General features: G+C 42.5%; 13 protein-coding genes. All 13 read right to left on the reverse strand.

Annotated features, from left to right (window positions below):
• Positions 1-787: hypothetical protein (locus tag VK541_RS13450; RefSeq protein WP_324370847.1), on the reverse strand; the 787-nt coding region annotated here is incomplete at its 3' end.
• A 10-nt stretch (positions 788-797) separates the two neighbouring features.
• Complete coding sequence (locus tag VK541_RS13455; RefSeq protein WP_324370848.1) at positions 798-4,133, reverse strand: TonB-dependent receptor; 3,336 nt, start codon at positions 4,131-4,133, stop codon at positions 798-800.
• Positions 4,134-4,343: 210 nt separating this feature from the next.
• Positions 4,344-5,300 (reverse strand): FecR family protein, encoded by a 957-nt coding sequence (locus VK541_RS13460; RefSeq protein ID WP_324370849.1) that lies wholly within the window; start codon positions 5,298-5,300, stop codon positions 4,344-4,346.
• A 57-nt stretch (positions 5,301-5,357) separates the two neighbouring features.
• Positions 5,358-5,975 carry an RNA polymerase sigma factor gene (locus VK541_RS13465; protein WP_324370850.1) on the reverse strand — a complete coding sequence of 206 codons (618 nt, stop codon included), beginning with the start codon at positions 5,973-5,975 and terminating at the stop codon, positions 5,358-5,360.
• 188 nt (positions 5,976-6,163) lie between these two features.
• Positions 6,164-6,961, reverse strand: a complete 798-nt coding sequence (locus VK541_RS13470; protein ID WP_324370851.1) for a hypothetical protein — start codon at positions 6,959-6,961, stop codon at positions 6,164-6,166.
• Positions 6,962-7,043: 82 nt separating this feature from the next.
• Positions 7,044-8,468, reverse strand: coding sequence for a hypothetical protein (locus VK541_RS13475; RefSeq protein WP_324370852.1), 1,425 nt, complete (start codon positions 8,466-8,468; stop codon positions 7,044-7,046).
• 62 nt (positions 8,469-8,530) lie between these two features.
• Positions 8,531-11,848, reverse strand: a complete 3,318-nt coding sequence (locus VK541_RS13480; RefSeq protein WP_324370853.1) for a TonB-dependent receptor — start codon at positions 11,846-11,848, stop codon at positions 8,531-8,533.
• 148 nt (positions 11,849-11,996) lie between these two features.
• Positions 11,997-12,962 carry a FecR family protein gene (locus tag VK541_RS13485; protein ID WP_324370854.1) on the reverse strand — a complete coding sequence of 322 codons (966 nt, stop codon included), beginning with the start codon at positions 12,960-12,962 and terminating at the stop codon, positions 11,997-11,999.
• Positions 12,963-13,056: 94 nt separating this feature from the next.
• Entirely contained in the window at positions 13,057-13,632 is a 576-nt protein-coding gene (locus VK541_RS13490; RefSeq protein ID WP_324370855.1) for a sigma-70 family RNA polymerase sigma factor, read from the reverse strand.
• A 98-nt stretch (positions 13,633-13,730) separates the two neighbouring features.
• Positions 13,731-15,092, reverse strand: coding sequence for a S41 family peptidase (locus tag VK541_RS13495; RefSeq protein ID WP_324370856.1), 1,362 nt, complete (start codon positions 15,090-15,092; stop codon positions 13,731-13,733).
• Between the two features lie 221 nt (positions 15,093-15,313).
• Entirely contained in the window at positions 15,314-16,075 is a 762-nt protein-coding gene (gene pstB, locus VK541_RS13500) for a phosphate ABC transporter ATP-binding protein PstB (protein ID WP_324370857.1), read from the reverse strand.
• On the reverse strand, positions 16,068-16,913 hold the full coding sequence (gene pstA / locus VK541_RS13505) for a phosphate ABC transporter permease PstA (RefSeq protein ID WP_324370858.1): 846 nt from the start codon (positions 16,911-16,913) through the stop codon (positions 16,068-16,070). The genes pstB and pstA overlap by 8 nt, the downstream gene beginning before the upstream one ends.
• On the reverse strand, positions 16,910-17,800 hold the full coding sequence (gene pstC, locus VK541_RS13510) for a phosphate ABC transporter permease subunit PstC (protein WP_324370859.1): 891 nt from the start codon (positions 17,798-17,800) through the stop codon (positions 16,910-16,912). The genes pstA and pstC overlap by 4 nt, the downstream gene beginning before the upstream one ends.
• Positions 17,801-17,809 lie beyond the last annotated feature (9 nt).

The following is a 17,809-nucleotide window of genomic DNA, read 5'->3' on the forward strand; positions in this document are numbered from 1 at the left end:
CTGGCTCTGTTACTGATGCCGAGCAATAAAGTACTTTTTCATCGATGTCGACAGTCATACCAACGAGGCTTGAAATAGTGAATGCCGCCCCCCCATCGGGGGTTATACTTGCACCATTCGCAATAATCTGCTCCAAACTGCCGGTGGCATTGATCCTAAATATTCCCTGGGCATTTAAAAAATAGATGTTTCCATTCTGAGTAACCGTGCCGGCGACCCACAAATTTCCTCCATTGTAGGGAGCAGTACTGGCAGGTAGCCACTCTGCGATCTGCTCAACGACCAGTGTAGTATCCGTAGAACTCGGGATGTCTGTAAACTCACCTATAATTATTGATGGCGCAATAATGCTCCGCCCGTTTACAGTAATATTAACAGCTATGTTATTCCCTGTGGTAAGATCTTTAGATATGACAAATTGCAAAAAATCAAGCGTAGTTTTTTCCTTTGTCTGGGATATCTGGCTTTCATATTGTGTCCTGTTGAAAACAGGCACGATAACATCACCAACTTTAACTTCGATTGTCGCATCAGGCCCGCCTAAATACCCAACAATTGTAATCGTATCACCAACCAGGGCAACAGTAGCAGTAGATTTGGTGGATGTAATAAAAGGATAAGTATACGGTAAAATACTGCCATCCTTTTTTATTAAGGTAGCTGATGTGGTTACTGAGGGTATCGCCCTTAAAAATTCATCGTTTTTTTCCACCTTTTTACATGCGGCTGCCGCAACAATGGCAACGACAATAAACCCGATATTCTTAATATATTTTTTATACTTCATTTCTTTATTTTTAAAATGAATAGTTAAGTGAAAGGATAAAATACCGGTTGGTATTATAGCTTCTGAAAATGTTATCCCCTGCATATTTTGTGTCTTTGGCACCGGATAAGGTAGTACCCTCCACTGTTTTTTCAGCTGTGTATTTTTGATCGTAATTTTGATCTTCGGCAATCCGGAATGACTGGTTTAACAGGTTTTGTATATTTAGTCTTGCATTGAGTGATTTAATTACCCGTTGGGACAATGAAAAATCGAGCAAATTCCGGGGCAGCTCCAGCAAATTAGGCCTTGTAATTTTTTGCGCTATCGAGCCGTTGTCATTTCCACTGGCATCTTTAGTCGAGTTCACAGAGATCGCATACAAAGTTGGCCCCGAGACATTATACATCACAGACATTTTTGTACCCCAGGCCAGATTTTCGTAAAAAAGACCTGCGTTAAACACATACGGAGCCTGTCCCTGTAAAGGCCGGTCTTTAAATTCACTATTAAATCCGGTTGCATTTTCAACTTCAGCACGGCTGGCTTTACTTTTGATGATTGCCCCGTTAACGACCACAGACAGATTGCGAAAAACATTACCGGGAATAAAGGATAAACTTTTCCTTATTTCGGCTTCAGCCCCATATACCATTGCTTTGTCAGCATTCTGAAAACTGATATTTGTCAGGTTGCCGTTTGCCGAAGCAAAAGCAGATTGTGAGCGCTGTATCCTTTCGATGGGATTTTTTAATTCTTTATAAAAAACACCGACATTTATAAATTCATTAGGATTTCGGCGCGGATAAAGTTCAAACCTGAGATCATAGTTATTGATCTCAGCTGTTACCAGGTTTGTGTTTCCGCTGATCTCCTCGTTATTGATAAAATCATAATCAGTAAAAGGAGAGATCTCCCTAAACTCGGGTCTGTTGACTGTTTTACCGTAACCACCCCGTATAATGACCAGCGAATCGGTAATTGAATACGAAGCATTTACAGAAGGAAGCCATGATGTCTTAGGTTTTTTAATTAGGATCGGGGTAAAAAGCCCGCCGTTGTCAACTATAACAGCAGATAATTTCTGTTCATCATTCTCCATACGCGCGCCCCCGTTTATATTCAGCTTTTTAGATAGCAGGCTTACGTCTCCCATCAGGTAAAAAGTATTGTTTCTTTCACTTGCAACATAACCATCACTGGGCAGCGTCGCATCATAAAGTGCCAGTCCCGTGTTGTCAGATCTGAAAAATTCATCAGACCAGACCCGGGCCATGTCCCTTTCGGTAAAACGGATCAGGTTCGGATTGCTCATCCCAAAATTATCATGAATACCGGAAGGTGAGTTTTCAGTAATATTAACCCCTTCGAGACCCGCACGGTTTACCTTGAAAAACCTGCGGTCAACATTCCTGTTTTTAAACAATTGATAGGTGCCTGCTTTAAACTGAACCGCTGGGTTTAGCGTAAAAGTATAATCAACCGAACCATTGTAGTTTTTTTCATCATTAACAAGGTATATGCGGTTGATCATTCCCAGGAAATTATCGGTATAATCGTTTGTATTGCTTCCCGCGCTCGACAATTCACCATTTTGACCAATGAACCTGATTCCCCTTTGATCCGGTAGGTTTTGTTTGTAAGCGTTGTACCCCAGGTTCCATTGCAGATGATGTTTTTTAAGTGTATCTGACTGGTGCTCACCGCTTAGATTACCCGAATACAAAGTACGCTGCTCAAACGACTCCAAAACATCCTTAGTCCTTATTTGCTGAAAGGCATCAACAGAAGGAAGGTCATTTGGCATAGTCACGGTCGAGGAAGTATTTTTACGTCCTTCGTTCAGAAAAAAATTACGAAACTCCAAATTGTTATCCCTGTTGAGTTTAAGTTTCAATGTTTCCATCAGATTTACCCTGCCGAGTTGCACTGACTGATCTGCCTGTGCGAGGGTATTCCGTTCATTCAGCTGATCAAAACTCTTGGAATACAGGTTACCGGTTTGGCGGTAAACGTGTTGTATGCGATTTTCCCGGGTATAATTAAACGATGTGAAATTATACAGACGGGCATTGCCTATTCGGAAATTATCAAAAAAATTCCCGAACACCTGAAGATCCGGGTCTGCTTTCTTAGCTCCCAGAGTCATGTCGCCGTTAAAGGCATTTACAAATTGCTGCTGGGGGACTTTCTCTTTACCATAAGCATTACCGAAGTTTGGAATTACAGATGATAGCTTACGCGTGCCGTCATCAAAACCAAGCCAGTCCAGTTTACCACCTTTGTAGCTTAAGCCCTGCTTAAATGTCACGTTTTCACGATAAGCGGTCTGAACGCCTATGTCAAGATGCCTGACGGGTTTGGCATTCTTTGTAAATATTTTAACAGAACCACCGGCTACATCACCAAAAAGGTCAGCAGCAGGTGATTTATAGATTAGGATACGGTCAATAATGGGGCTGGGCAGCAGATCGTAAGCAAAAGCACGGCTGTACAGTTCGGTTGAGGGCGCAATGTTGCCATTCAGATAGGTCTGGTTATAACGCTGGTTCATTCCCCGGACTACGATGAAACGCTCGTCAGTAACTGTCACCCCCGAAATCCGTTTAACCACTTCGGCGGCGTTCCGGTCGGCTGATTTGATGATCTGCTCGTTTGAGATCCCTGAAACAACTGATTTGGCAGATTTTAGTTCCCGGACCAGTTCCCTGTCATTGGTAAAAGATACCGGATTTTTGCTAAAAGCCTGTCTGCTTTTGATAACGACCTCATTCAGCGCATTAGAACCCTGCAGTTTTACGTCATACAGAGATTCCTTACCTTCCTTTATCTCTACAGTAATTTTTTCAGTTCTGTAGCTAATAAAGGAAACCTGCAGGGTATATTTTCCGGGCGGAACAGCACTGATCTTATAATATCCCTCATTATCGGCTTGCAGGCCTTTATTCAGCTCCAGAATTAAGACGGACGTTCCGGGCAGGGGCTGCGAGGTTTCAAATTCTACAATCCTGCCTTTTATTGAGCCGGTCGGTGGCTTTGGCGGGGGTGGTGCGTTTACCACCGCGACAAGATAACTTTCCTGGTTGAACCGTAATCCTTTTTGCCGGGAAATTTCCATTAAGACGTCGTATAGTGTTGATGTCTTACCGGATAAATGGATATTGGAAATATTCCCGATCTCCTCTGAATAAACAAAACTAAAACCCGATTTCGTTTCAAGGTCTGCCAGGATTTCCCTGAGAACACTACCCCTTGTATTCACCGAAACTTTGACCTCTTTGAGGCTCTGAGATTTAACACCGGATGCCAGGATCACCCCTGTAAGGGTCATCGTGATTACGGCTACCAGAAAAGTTAATCTCGACATAAAATATAATAGTTTAATTACACTTCTTTTTGTAGAATTGTGCATAGCTTTTTTTAAATGATTATTTTGTTCGTACTCAATGATTATGAAAGCTTACCGGAGCGGAGGAGTTGAGATGCCTCCGTTCCTTCTTTCAATGTTAAATGGGCTGTATTTCGATTATCTCATAGTATCCTTCCTTATTAAAGTCCAACGGTCATCTTCATTTTATTACCAGACCAGCACGGTCTTCTCTTTGATCTGATATTTAAATCCACCAGCCATTCCAAGCATCTTCAGCACAGTCTGCAGGCTTTCATTTTTCTGTTTCAGGCTGATCCGCTTGTTTTTTAAGGAAAGGGTTTTGATCGTTATTTTCACGTCATACCATCTCTCCAGTCGTTTGAAAATGTCTTCCAGTTTTTCATTCTTAAATACCAGCTCGCCTTTTTGCCAGCCGGTAAAATCAGCAACAGCAACCATGCGTTCCTCTACCTTACCCGTTAACGGATCATAAGCCAGCTGGTTTCCCGGAGTAAGCATCCAGGTTTTTTTAGTGTTACCTGCATGAACACCTACTTTTCCTGTAGCCACCACCACATCAATCAGTCTGTCAGATTTATAATGACGGACATTAAAAGAAGTTCCTAAAACCTGGATATTCAGTTTACCCGCCCTTACCACAAATGGCTTTCTTTCATTATGGGCTATTTCAAAAAATGCCTCACCTTCAAGAAAAACTTCACGGAGGCTATCGGAAAAGACCTGCGGAAATTTTATATGGCTGGCATTGTTCAGGGTTATTTTCGAGCCGTCTGAAAGTGAGATGATCTTGCGCTCACCAATACCGGTAAAAGATTCTGCAAAAATTACCCGCCGGTCGGTCTTGTGGTTTGGGATAAGCCACAAAATACCGGCTATGATGATCAATACCGCTGCTGTTGCAGCCGGCAACCAGGAAGGCAAGTGGAATATTTTTTTACGCGTGGTTTGGTGAAAGAAATGATCACGGAGATTCTGCTCCATCTTCTTTTCTATTTCCTGCTCTTCCAACTGGTCGCGGAATATCTGGCCTCCGGAAAGATCAAGCTGGATAAACCAGCGGGCAAAAAGACTTCTTTCCCTGTTGTCTGCGCCCTTAAGAAATGATCTTCTGAAAGAGGCGGTAAGTTTTTTTCTGTTCTGCATTCATATACATTAAACACAGAACGCAAAAAGTACCACAAACAAATCGTTAATTATTCGTTAAGATTGTGTTAACCACACCAAAATCATCATCTGTGTTACCGGGAGCTTATGTTCCGCAGTCGCTGTTCTAATCCGGATAAGCGCTTTACTGACCTGGTTTTTTACAGTTTGGGATGAAAGCCCGAGTTGATCTGCGATTTCGGTAATGGAATACTTCTCAGTCCGGCTCATCAGGAAGATTTCTTTCATCCGGTCGGGCATCTCCTCAATGGTCTGATAAACCAGTTCGACCATTTCTTCAAATTCCATCTCAGCTTCTTTAGTGGCCAACGTATCAAAAGAAGTATCTGATTCCTGGACCTGGCTGAGGAACTGCTGAAAATTCTGATAGTGTTTTTCCTGAAAGCCACGGGTACGAAAATAATTAGAAAGCTTGTAAATCATCGCCGTGCGAAGAAAATTTCTTACTGGTATATTGATAACCAGCTTTTCCCGCTTATCATAGAACTCCATAAAGACATTTTGGGTCAGATCAAAAGCATCGTCTTTATCTGCTATTTTTCTGTAGGCGATACTATAAATATACTTCCAGTGACGCTGATAAAGCTCAGTAAAGGCTGGATAGCTTGACTGCTTAATCAATTCAAACAATTCATTATCTGCAGTTGCTTTCATCGGCACAAAACTAGCTAGTTCACATTAACAATATGTTAAGGAATTAACCAGTATCTTATAATTAATCAACAAAAAAATATTCAAAAGGTCTGAACAACTCTTTTGAACATCTTATATGATCAACCCGTAACCTCATAAGCCATTTCTATAAAACCCCACTCGAAAGTTACCTGAATTAATAATTGGGCTTAATCCGCAAACAAAACAGTGGGCTGAATATCGTAATAAATATCATTCAATTTAAGAAAGATAGGATCTTCTGATCTTACAACCGGGTTAAAATATATGGTATAAATATTCTTTTCCGGTCTCGGTTGTATTTCATCAGGGTATAAAAAGCTATTCACATTTATATAATCTTCTCCCGCAGCATTTTTTAACTTCGTATTGGTTCCATGTTCTACAAATGAGAAAGTCCAGGCAATGACATCGCTGCCACCGGTCGGAATTAAATGGTAGGTTTCCTGGTCCAGATTTTGGCCAACAGATTCAATAGTTGCCAGAGTTACAAATTCAAAAGCACTGGTTATGCCAATTACAACCACATCTGTTTTTTCATAAGGAAGTAAGTCAGTTGAGTAGTTGGCCACTTTAATTTTCATAAAGTCCTGCCCAGGCACAGGCTCCTTTGCCTGGGCATCCGGATCTAGTATAGCAACTGGATCATTTTCATTAGGCTGAAAGACAATAAATTCTTCCACCTGAGATGCCGTTACAGTTATCGTTTTATTTCCCAGCACAGATCCCGAACGTTTATCATAGAATTCAAAAGTTCCTTCTCCCTCCACAACTTTGATCTTGCCGTCAGATTCCCAATCAATAGTCTTCCCGGCATACTTGACACCCAAGTTACCGGCAAGTGCCGCATTATTTTTAAAGTATACATCGACAAACTTGGTAAAACTCTTGTCGTAATCCAGTTTTTTACATGAAGAGAGGCCCACTACAGCTAGTAAAAATATTATTGAGTAAAAATATCTTCTCATTTTTTAATGTTTGATTTAAATACGATGGTGCCAATGACGGCACCATCGCGATTGTTAAAATATAATTGCTGAGACAATAAGCTTAGTTGCAGCAGAAACCAGGATTAAAATCAGTCCAGGTAGCAGTCCATGCTGTTACGCCAGGCTGGAATGCACCTTTAAAAGTAGTTGCTGTTCCAAATGCAGGAGAACCTGTCCTTGGAATTAAATGTGCAGGATTATAAGTGCTGCTGTTAGCGCAGGTTAAAAATGGTGCGCTTCCAAGTGCAGGGCCCAGCAACAAGTAACTGTTAGCAGTAGCTGCAGTGCTTTGCTCTGCTGGAAGGATGCTGAAAGTCGCAGGATTACCGCCTATATTTGAAGATATAGTTGTATAAGCGTGAACAATGTTATCATCAAATACCGAGCCTGCAGCAGTTATATTCTGGAAAACTGCACCGGTTGGAAAACCTGCGATAACTGACTGTTGTATATCCAATCCTGTAGCTCTTCTCCAGCGATTGCCATTTGCCAGAGTTGTACTGCCACTTGTAGCATAACCCAACAAGGTAAAGTGACGCAATACCGGTTTGGTGATAACAGTTGTCGTAGAGCCGCCTGCGTTGTTGTCAGACTCAATACCATTAGAATCAGAACTTCCGCCGCTTGTGCTGTGAGTAGAATTAGGATTTTTCAGTCCAAGGGCAAAATTGATGGTACCTTTGTAACCCAGGTCAAAGTCAAAATCGTCATCATCACTGGCCAGGGCAACCAGGTGATCAGCATTTACCGTACCTCCAAAGAACTCAAAAGAATCATCAGCACTGTAAGATACTTGAATATTAGACAATTCTGTACCGCTTCCAACTCCGCCTAAAGTTAAGCCATTGATTTCGTTGTCTGCGTCCAAACGATACCCCGGGAATTCAATACGTACATACCTTAATGTACCAGAATCATCAGTATCATCAGATCCGCCATAAAGAAGGGAAGCACCTGCTGGTTGCGGAACACCTTCAATACGGGTCGGTCCCTGGTTAATAGTGGCATCACCAAGAATAACCACACCACCAAAATTACCGGCAATATTACATCCGGCCCCACTGCATCCTGCTCTTTGCGGGGTAGTGAAAATAATAGGCTCGCTGGCAGTACCTATCGCCTCTATCTTTGCACCTACCGGTACAACCAGTACGCCCGCCAACGTCTGAGGGCCGAACAGTGGATCGTTATAGGTCTTTGTAGCACCTGTAACAATCACTGCTCCCTGCTCAATAGTCAAAGTGTTACCAGGGGCAACATAGGCCACACCGTCAAGTTTCCAGTTGTGGTCATTGTCCAATGAGCTAACAGTAATAATTCCGTTTGCGTCAACAGGAATGGATTCACATGGACGGCCATTTGTCATCGAGCCAGCGTTAGCGGCTTTGTTAAAGTTTCCTGATTGATCGGAATCTTTTTTACACCCTACGAGTGTCATTGCTCCAATCCCCAGGATTAAAGCTGATTGTTTGAAGATTTTCTTCATAATTGGGATGATTAATTAATAAAAGTATGTTGTTGCATTATTGCCGTTGGAAAATTCAATTGTTAAAATTTATAGGTGAATGATAAACTGGCGGTACGTCCGGTTTTAGCACGATAAGTCACCCGGTCGCCTTTATCCCTCTCATAGGCAGTTGTGCCATTGATGAGTTTATAACCAGGATTTCCGCCTGCATCACGTTCTGTTTCTTCAAAAGCAGACAAATTCTGATAGAAAAGGATATATTCGTCGAACAAGTTTGCTATATTCAGTTTTAGCTCTGCCTTTTTGTTCAGGAGCTGTGCACTTATTTGTACATCCAATAGGCTGCGCCCTTGTTCATATTCCACCTTATTAGGATCAAGATCAATGGTGTTGCTCCGTTCCCCTGAACGATTGTAACTGGCCGTTATCCCAAGAATATTGCCCTGATATGTAAGGCCTGCATTAATGATCCAGGGTGCCTGACCATATAGCGGCCTATCCTGTGAAGGCAAGCGACGGACTTCCTCATTATCGCCGGGCAAAGGCTGTGTTTGTACCTCTACTTTTGATTTGATCAGCGTCCCGTTGCCAAATATTGTAAGATTGCTGAGCCATTGTTTATCGGCAATAAAACCCAACGACTTACGGATTTCCATTTCCAACCCATAATTCCTGGCGTTGTGTTGATTTTGAAAACGGTACTGTCCTGCTTGCGCAAATACCAACTCAATGGGATTGTCAAGTCTTTTATAAAATCCGGATACAGAAATGATTTCTCCTGCCGAAGGGTACCATTCATACCGCAGGTCCATATTGTCAACAATTGTGGAAACCAGTTGCCTGCCGGAAATGTTGGCATCCAGCTCATAATCATAAAAACCAAAGTAGGCGGTCTCACGGAAATCCGGACGAATAGCCGTTTTAGAATAGGCAGCCCGAAAATTCATTTGTGAAGTAAGGCTGTAGGTCATGTTAGCTGAAGGAAGTATCCGCCAGTTTTTCTCTCCTGTAGTGCTAAATAAAGTAAAGTAATCAGGGATTGCTCCAAATTGCCGTTTGAGAAATTCTTCCTGGCGGTTGCCCAGGTTATAATGTTCAGCCCTAAGGCCATAGACCAGGCGAAGCTTGCTGAAAAAATTCTGATCCAGCATAACGTAAAAGGCATGGGTTTTCATAGCGCCATCAAAAGTGGGCCCATTCAAACCTTCTGCATAATAATAGGCCTTTCCCTCCCCAATCCCGATATTCGCCGGATCGAGAATGGTTTCATATGGCTGTTCAAAGGAAAAGAAACTGTTACGCAATCCGTAGGGAATCATTCGGGTCACGCCCAACGCACGGTGTTTGTCCCAGCCACTGTAACCGACCTTTACGGTATTTTTTTGTCTTTTTCCAAGATCAAAATCGCGGCTCATGGAAAGTCCCCAGTTGTAATCTGTTTCCCTTACATTTGTCCATATCCTGTAGTCATAATCACCATCAAGCCGTCCAGGATTATAAACGTTTGGTGTTTGAAAATATTCGATTCCGCCTATCGCAGCTGTTTGGAAATATTTCAATCTCCGCTGGTCCTGTACCTGTTGTCCAATACGTGTGACGCCTCCTGTGTAAGCCAATTTGATCCCTGTGGCACTCAAAATATTCTCTCCTTCCAATTTGTGCTGCCAAACCTGCGTGGTCTGCGGTTCCTGGAACATTTCATGAACTTTACCCACGTTGCTAGAACCGAGGGTGAGCCGATAGGCTTCATTAAAATTGTCATCGAAAACACGGGAATACATATTTTTCAAAGCAAGTTTGAAAATCTCCCCCTGCAGCCCAAGATTCAACACTGCACCGATTGTGCTGTTAAAACGATAGGATTTTCCACTGCCGTTTTCCAGACTGTCCATATAATTAGAGCCTCCTCTGTTCATACTCGCACCCTCTTGTCCACGTACATTGTTGAAGTCTACAATATTCTGCTGATTACGGTAAGTGACCCCACCTGCAAACCCGGCCCGTAGTCCATTCTTCAAATCATATCTGCGACCCATAGCAAAACGCAGATTTTGATGAGGAAGAGCGCGATAGCGGCTGATCGATAAACCATCAGCATTTAAACGTTTGCTTTGTGCAACCGCATCGAGGCTGCTATACAACGTACCCTGTCCGGGAATCAACGGATCAGCATTACCTGCAGAACCTGGGGGTGGAATATCGACACCATTAGGAAATTTCCAGGAAATAATCCCCTCAGGCTCCTTCCTTCCTCCGTCATCAAATCCAAGATAATCGTATTTGCCCCGGTTTCCCAGCATCAAAAAATCTTTACCGGTACTTCTGCTGTTATAACCAGTACCTATGTTGATACTTGTAAAATCTTCCTCCGGAATATCGAGTGTGTTGACAGAGATCTGTCCACCGGAAAACTCAGCAGACAGGTCCGGAGTGGCGGTTTTGTTGACTACTACATTACTTACCAATTCCTGCGGCAGCACATCAAAAGAAAAGTTACGCTTATTCATGTTCGTACTTGGCAGTACCACGCCATCAATCATTGCCTGATTATATCTTTCACTTAATCCCCGGACCACGACGTATTTGTTATCGACAGTGGTAACTCCGCTCACCCGTCTGAGGACCTGCCCCATATTATTATCAGGTGTGCGGGCAATTTGTTCCGCCGAAATACCATCGGTTACCGAGGCGGCATTTTTTTGTCTTGCATACAGTCCTGCAACTGACGCCTGCTTATAAGTGGCATTCACCACTACCTCTTTTAATCCTTTAGAATCTACTTTTAAAGCTATGTTTAAAGGTGTTGTCTTACTTTCCGCTACCAGTACAGCAGTAATACGCTGGGTTTGGTAGGAAATATAACTGATTTCTAAAGTATAAGTACCGGCAGGCAGGCTCAATGAATAACTGCCGTCCACGCTGCTCTGCATCATCTTTTGGTTCTCTAATACTTTAATAGATGCTCCAGGAAGGGTTTCCCCGCGCTCATCTAATACTTTTCCTGATATGCGGCCAGACTGCTGTCGTGAATAAGATGGTAGAGGCTTTTTATAAGTGACAGAAATGAGATCCGCACTCAGATCAAAAAGCAGACCCTGAACTGTAAGTTCCTGAAGTAAATTTCCAAGCTGGCCTTTTTGAACGCGGATATTGTTAAGGCGTACATTTGCCAGTTCGTTTGGGTCAAATGAAAATTTATAATTTGTCTGGTTTCTAAGTTCATTAAGCAAATCTACCGCAGTTACAGACTGGTGGTTAACTGTTACAGGCACTGTTATTTTAGCGTATGCCTGGGCAAAAAGAGGGGTACCTAGATACAGAATGATAAATGTCGTAAAAATGAAGGAAAATAATTTAGGGATAAGAGATGTGAATACGCTATGTAGATTTAATTGCATAATTTTGAACATTCAATGTCATTTATTAAAGTAATTGTGATAAGTGATAATTGTGATTTTTGTGATCCGGTCCTACCCGGTGAACTTTTCAGGAAGCACCGCCTGCAAGCGGTGCTTCCACCATTTTTTTCCAATCCTATGGATACCGTTATTTTTTTTGCATTATGGAATAATTTTGATGATCAATTTTGTTGATTTTTAAATGGTAGACAAAGGCCAGTGAATGCAGGACATCTTCTACATGGTGAAAATTGTATTCTCCTGTAAGGAGTTTATTACGAAAGGCTTCCTTGTTAAACCTGAAAGTGACCCCATAGTATGACGAGATATGGTATAAAGCTTCATTGAAAGGTATTTTTTCAAATACCATCACCCCTCCTTTTACAGGATCAGCAGCAGTATTAAAATGTGCAACAGCGGCTCTTCCCTTGCTGGGTTCATATTTTACTTCCTCGCCAGGGTAAAGGATAACTGAATCCTGTCTATTAGCGGTGTTGTTTACCCTTACCTTTCCGGTATAAAGATTTACTTTCTCATATCCATACCTGCTAAACCGTTGCACTGTAAATGATGTACCGAGCGCAGTAGTCTGCAATGTTCCGGACTCGACTGTGAATGGTTTAGCCACGTCTCTTTTTACGTGAAAGAAAGCATTTCCTTCCAGTAAGCGCACACGTCTTGAAGATCTGTCAAACGCCATCGGGTATCTGAATACGGAACCCGAAGTCAAAGTCACCTCTGTGCTGTCACTGAGCCTGATGGTTTTCATCATTCCTTTAGGAACTGATATGGTAGAGAAAGTTTGTGTGAGTTTACGCCAGGAATAAAACTGGTAGGCTTTGGTGCCACCAAAAATTAACAATACTGTGGCGGCTATCGCAGCAGCATTCCGAATTGTCAGGTAACGGGTCTTACTTCGTTCATCCTTTCTTAATATCCTTTCAGGTATATCCATATCCGGATCTGCATAATTAAAATCCGGCAAATCTTCTACTTCCGGCATAAAATCTGCACCGCCCTGCTTCATCAGCAGAAAAAACTCATCCAGTTCATCAGGAGAGAGTTGACGTGATATATACCGTTTTATTAAATCATTTTTCTTTGCATTGTCCATATTCACAGATTGCCCTAAAGTTTAACAGGCATTCTACTTATATATACAAGCAGTCAAAGACAAACACCCCCAAGCAAAAAGAAATAAATTTTTTTTATCGCAGAAATCCGACAAGAAGTATAAGAAAGACATAATCTGCAGAATTAACCAGTTCCGAAAATTGTTTATTTGCCAGTCCCATCTGATTTTCAACAGTTTTCCGCTTAAGAGATAATGCCTCGGCTACCTCCGAATAAGTCATTTCCTGAAATTTACACATTTTGAAGATAAGTCTGCGCTGCAGGGGCATTTTATTGACCTCGTCCTTTAGTCTTTCCAGGTCAAGACCTGCTTCTACTTTTCTATCCTGGTGCTGAAGATATTCAGCACGGTATTCAAGCTCCAGCTTTTGTCTGGTCTTTTTTTTCTGCACTGCTGTCTTTAGCCAGTTGAAGGTTTTATTTCTCGCCAGGGTAAACAAGTATGGCTTGATGTCTCTTTCCGGATCCAGGTATTCCCGCTTTTGATATAAATGAAGAAAAATGTCATTCACTAGTTCTTCCGCACTTTCTCTCGAAATAACCATTGTCACACAATAGTTCATAACCTGCTTTTTATACTGGTCATAAATTATTCTGAATGCTTCTGGACTTCCTTCTTTGAATTGTTGAATAGCGTTGTGGGTAATCATACTTCAATAGGCTTTAGATCTCAACAAAGAAATCCTTTGGCTATGACGGATGCATTAAAGTATCATTAATTGTGTGTTAACACAGGCGAAATTTATCTTCACTTGTTTTCAACAATTGTTGATTTACTATTTTTTGTAATCTTTACATTACTTAACTGGTCTATTTGATCCCTTGTATCCATAGTAATTTTTACTTTAGCATTATCGCCTGAAGATTTCGCTAAGCGGGGCTGTTTACCTGATATATCCATTAAAGCTGTAGCGATTAACGGATCGGTTTCATCCCCAAATGGTTTGAGAGGGAGATTTTCCAGTTCATTTATTGCAATTGCAGGTGCTAACCCATTTGAATAATCACCTTGTTTATTGGAGTTGTAAAGTTTATAGACCAGAGGGTTAATGATCCAGTTCGTGACTTGCTTTGGATTACGCATATCCCGTATCTCGAATGATGCCATATCCTTGCCAAGGGTCTTTTCCCCCATCCTTATTACTTGCAGATAAGGTGAAAGACAGTTTGCAAATAGTTCAGCTGAGGAAGTTGTATGCCTACCTGTGAGCAGATAAATGCGCCTCAGTGGCAGCCTGTAGGAAACCAGTTGTGCAACATTTTGGGAAATGTAAACCAATTCATTATCGAAACTACTCCGTTTTGTTCCTGCTTTTGCATTCCCCCTGTATTCGATAAAGATATCCGTTCCATTCACAGGAGCAATGATGGCAGCAAGCAGAGCCGCAATACTTACTTCGCCCCCGACATTATATCGCATATCAAGGATAAGTTCCGTGACATTCGCGGTTTTAAAGCTGCTAAAAATACTTTTGAACTGGCTGATGCTACCAGATCTGAAACTGTTAAAAAAAATATACCCTGTCTTTTGGCTACCTTTTTCAAATGCGTGTGAAGTGTAGACGGGGTTCTCAGCTGGATAGGTAGAAGAAAGAAATACCGGGTCGGGCATGTTGTTTACCACAAGACTTAATGTGCCATTTATAATGGCCTCGCTGACCAGTTTTTCTGCATTTCCGGAATTGACCTGGGTATTGTTGATATTGCTGACAACATCTCCCCTTTTTATACCTGATCTGGAAGCTGCTGATCCCGGTACTACCAATAGCACTAATGTCTGGATATTACCAGAATTTTCTATAGTAACCAAATCCAGGCCGAAAGCAGAAACAAGTGTAGGACGATAGGTTAGCAGGTCTGCAGGATTAAGCAGCAATGAAAAACGATCTGCCGGATTCTTTATCACTGTAAAAAAATCGGAAGGCTGTAATTTCAGATCAGGTCTGGCCGGCAGGTTGTTTGCCCAATAGTAATAAACTTTCATGCTATCCAAAACCCAGCTATTGATCTGTTCATTTGAGCCCGCAGGATAATTAGGCCGGGGGTTATCTTTTCTGCAGCCTGTGCAAAAAGCCAAAAGCAATAATATATATAAATTACTAACCCGCATACTTTTTCTCAAAGATACAAGTGATAAAATAAATTGCTTGTTAAGTCTCTGTTAAGGTGGGGCTTGTAGATCGTAAAATAAGAAAGGCCGGTTTTAAAACCGGCCTTCTGCAATACTTTTTATTAATTAATCTTTACATTGACGGCGGGTCAATGCGCAACAAAACTAATCAAATTTTATACAACAATATCATAACATTAAAAATATGTTATGATTATATACTAACCGAAACGCCCTTTAACATAATTGCCTGTCAGCTCATTTTTTGGATTGCTAAACAGTTCCTTTGTTTCCCCTTCCTCGATTACCTCTCCCAGGTATATGAATACCGTTTTATCAGCAACACGCTGTGCCTGCTGCATATTGTGGGTCACGATCACAATGGTATAGTCTTTTTTCAATTTAACAATCAGCTCTTCAATCTTTAACGTGCTTAAAGGATCCAGCGCGGAGCAGGGTTCATCCATCAGAATCACCTCTGGCCTGAGCGCAACCGCCCTGGCAATACACAACCGTTGTTGCTGTCCGCCGGAAAGCCTGGTCGCCGGTTTCTCCAGCTCCATTTTCAGCTCTTCCCAGATATAACTTTCTTTAAGCGCTTTTTCAATGATCTCTTTCCTTTCTGCTTTTGGAACGTCATTGATTTTTAAGCCGTAATTGATGTTCTCATAAATGCTCTTTGGAAATGGGTTTGCCTTTTGAAAAACCATCCCGATGCGTCTGCGCACCTGTGTAGCAGAGAAGTGCCCGTCATACAGATCTTGCCCCTCAAGTGCTAGTTTACCTTCGATCCGTGCATCAGGAGAGAGGTCATGCATGCGGTTAAACGCGCGCAGCAAAGTGCTTTTCCCACACCCTGAGGGACCGATCAAAGCAGTGACCTGATTTGGGGCAAAATCTATATTGATATTCTTTAGTACCTGCTTGCTGCCAAACCAAAGGTTAACGGACTGGGCAGATAATTTTACCAGATCTTTATTCATCTTTACTGTGTTTATACCGCACATAAAATGCAGTGAGGTTTAATAAGAATACCACGATGATTAAAACAAGCGCTGTGCCGTAAGCAAGCGGTCTAACCTGTTCAATCGCCTGGTGCTGAGTAGACAACATATACAAATGGTAAGGGAGCGACATGAACTCCTGGTTTAAAAAGCCAGCCGGATTGTTGATGTAAAACGCTACCCCTGTAAACAATATTGGAGCAGTTTCCCCAGCCGCCCTGGAAAGTGTGAGCACCACCCCGGTCAATATGCCGGGCAAGGCGGACGGCAATACCACATCACGGATGGATTCAAACTGGGTAGCCCCTATTGCCAGCGCAGCTTCCCTGGTACTCGCAGGAATTCTTCGCAATGCCTCTTCAGTCGTAATGATCACATAAGGTAGTGACAACAATCCCAATGTCAGGCCGGCGGAGATCAATGATGTGCCCATTTGCAACCCCTGGACAAACAGTGCCAGCCCAAACAAACCATAAATGATAGAAGGTACGCCTGCCAGATTACGGATCGAAGCCCGGATCAGCCTGGTCAGCCAGGTATCCTTCGCATATTCATTCAGATAGATCGCGCAGCTGATTCCAAATGGAACAGAAACCAGTGCTGTGATCAGGGTTAAAAGCACCGTTCCGATAATGGCAGGCAGGATGCCACCCTTAGTCATGCCATCCCTTGGCAGAGAAGTCACGAATTCCCAGGACAGCGATGGCGCACCTTTACTGATCAGGTCCCAGAGTATAACAACCAGGAAAAAACAGACCATGCCTGTGCAGAACAGCAAAGTGCCCCATTCAATTAGCGGTGTGAGTTTTTTCATCATGCGGCCTGATATTTTCTAAATTTATTGACAAAATATTCACCGATCAGGTTTACCATCAAAGTAATCAGGAATAAGACCGCTGCAATGGCGAACAGCGCGTAATAATGCGTGGTCTGATAGGGCACCTCCCCCATTTCAATGGCAATTGTAGCAGTAATGGTGCGTACAGAATGAAAGAAGCCTTTTGGAAAAGCAGAAGCGTTCCCTGTAGCCATCAGTACGGTCATGGTCTCTCCTATTGCCCTTCCAACTCCGAGCATTACCGCAGCCAGGATTCCGGGAGCAGCGGCAGGAATGGTCACCCGGATCAGGGTCTGCCATTTATTGGCGCCTACGCCGTAACTAGCTTCCCTGTAAGATTGCGGTACACCATGCAGCGCATCTTCCGTAACCGTGATAATGGTGGGCAGTGCCATAACAGCAAGCAAAATTGCACCGTTTAACGCATTTAATCCGTTAGATTGGCCAGTCAAATCTGCTATACCGGGTCCCAGGACCACTATACCTAAAAATCCTATTGCCACTGAAGGAACAGCAGCCAGCATTTCAATAACCGGTTTTAAAATATTCTTTAGTCTTTTACCTGCATATTCAGATAAAAAGGCAGCGGTACCAATTCCTAACGGGATGGCAATGGCCATTGCTCCCAGAGTAACCAGGCACGTGCTCACCAGTAAAGGTAGTATACCATATTCAGCGTTACTGCCGGATGGATTCCATTGTGTACCGGTAATAAAATCCAGCGGTTTGACCTTCAGGAAAAATGCCACTGAGTTCCAGATGAGCATAAAGAAAATCCCGGCCAGGATGGCAATTACCAATAATCCGGTTGTTCTGAACAGCAGTTTTACAGCATTATCTATTTTTTCTCTTGCAGCTAATTTCATAGAGGTACA

The sequence above is a fragment of the Pedobacter sp. genome (assembly GCF_035317785.1).
In the GTDB taxonomy this organism is placed as follows: Bacteria; Bacteroidota; Bacteroidia; order Sphingobacteriales; family Sphingobacteriaceae; genus Pedobacter.

Coding starts and splice junctions, on each gene's coding strand:
- VK541_RS13455 (WP_324370848.1), bottom strand. CDS start 4,133: ATGTCGAGATTAACTTTTCTGGTAGCCGTAATCACGATGACCCTTACA.
- VK541_RS13460 (WP_324370849.1), bottom strand. CDS start 5,300: ATGCAGAACAGAAAAAAACTTACCGCCTCTTTCAGAAGATCATTTCTT.
- VK541_RS13465 (WP_324370850.1), bottom strand. CDS start 5,975: ATGAAAGCAACTGCAGATAATGAATTGTTTGAATTGATTAAGCAGTCA.
- VK541_RS13470 (WP_324370851.1), bottom strand. CDS start 6,961: ATGAGAAGATATTTTTACTCAATAATATTTTTACTAGCTGTAGTGGGC.
- VK541_RS13475 (WP_324370852.1), bottom strand. CDS start 8,468: ATGAAGAAAATCTTCAAACAATCAGCTTTAATCCTGGGGATTGGAGCA.
- VK541_RS13480 (WP_324370853.1), bottom strand. CDS start 11,848: ATGCAATTAAATCTACATAGCGTATTCACATCTCTTATCCCTAAATTA.
- VK541_RS13485 (WP_324370854.1), bottom strand. CDS start 12,962: ATGGACAATGCAAAGAAAAATGATTTAATAAAACGGTATATATCACGT.
- VK541_RS13490 (WP_324370855.1), bottom strand. CDS start 13,632: ATGATTACCCACAACGCTATTCAACAATTCAAAGAAGGAAGTCCAGAA.
- VK541_RS13495 (WP_324370856.1), bottom strand. CDS start 15,092: ATGCGGGTTAGTAATTTATATATATTATTGCTTTTGGCTTTTTGCACA.
- pstB (WP_324370857.1), bottom strand. CDS start 16,075: ATGAATAAAGATCTGGTAAAATTATCTGCCCAGTCCGTTAACCTTTGG.
- pstA (WP_324370858.1), bottom strand. CDS start 16,913: ATGATGAAAAAACTCACACCGCTAATTGAATGGGGCACTTTGCTGTTC.
- pstC (WP_324370859.1), bottom strand. CDS start 17,800: ATGAAATTAGCTGCAAGAGAAAAAATAGATAATGCTGTAAAACTGCTG.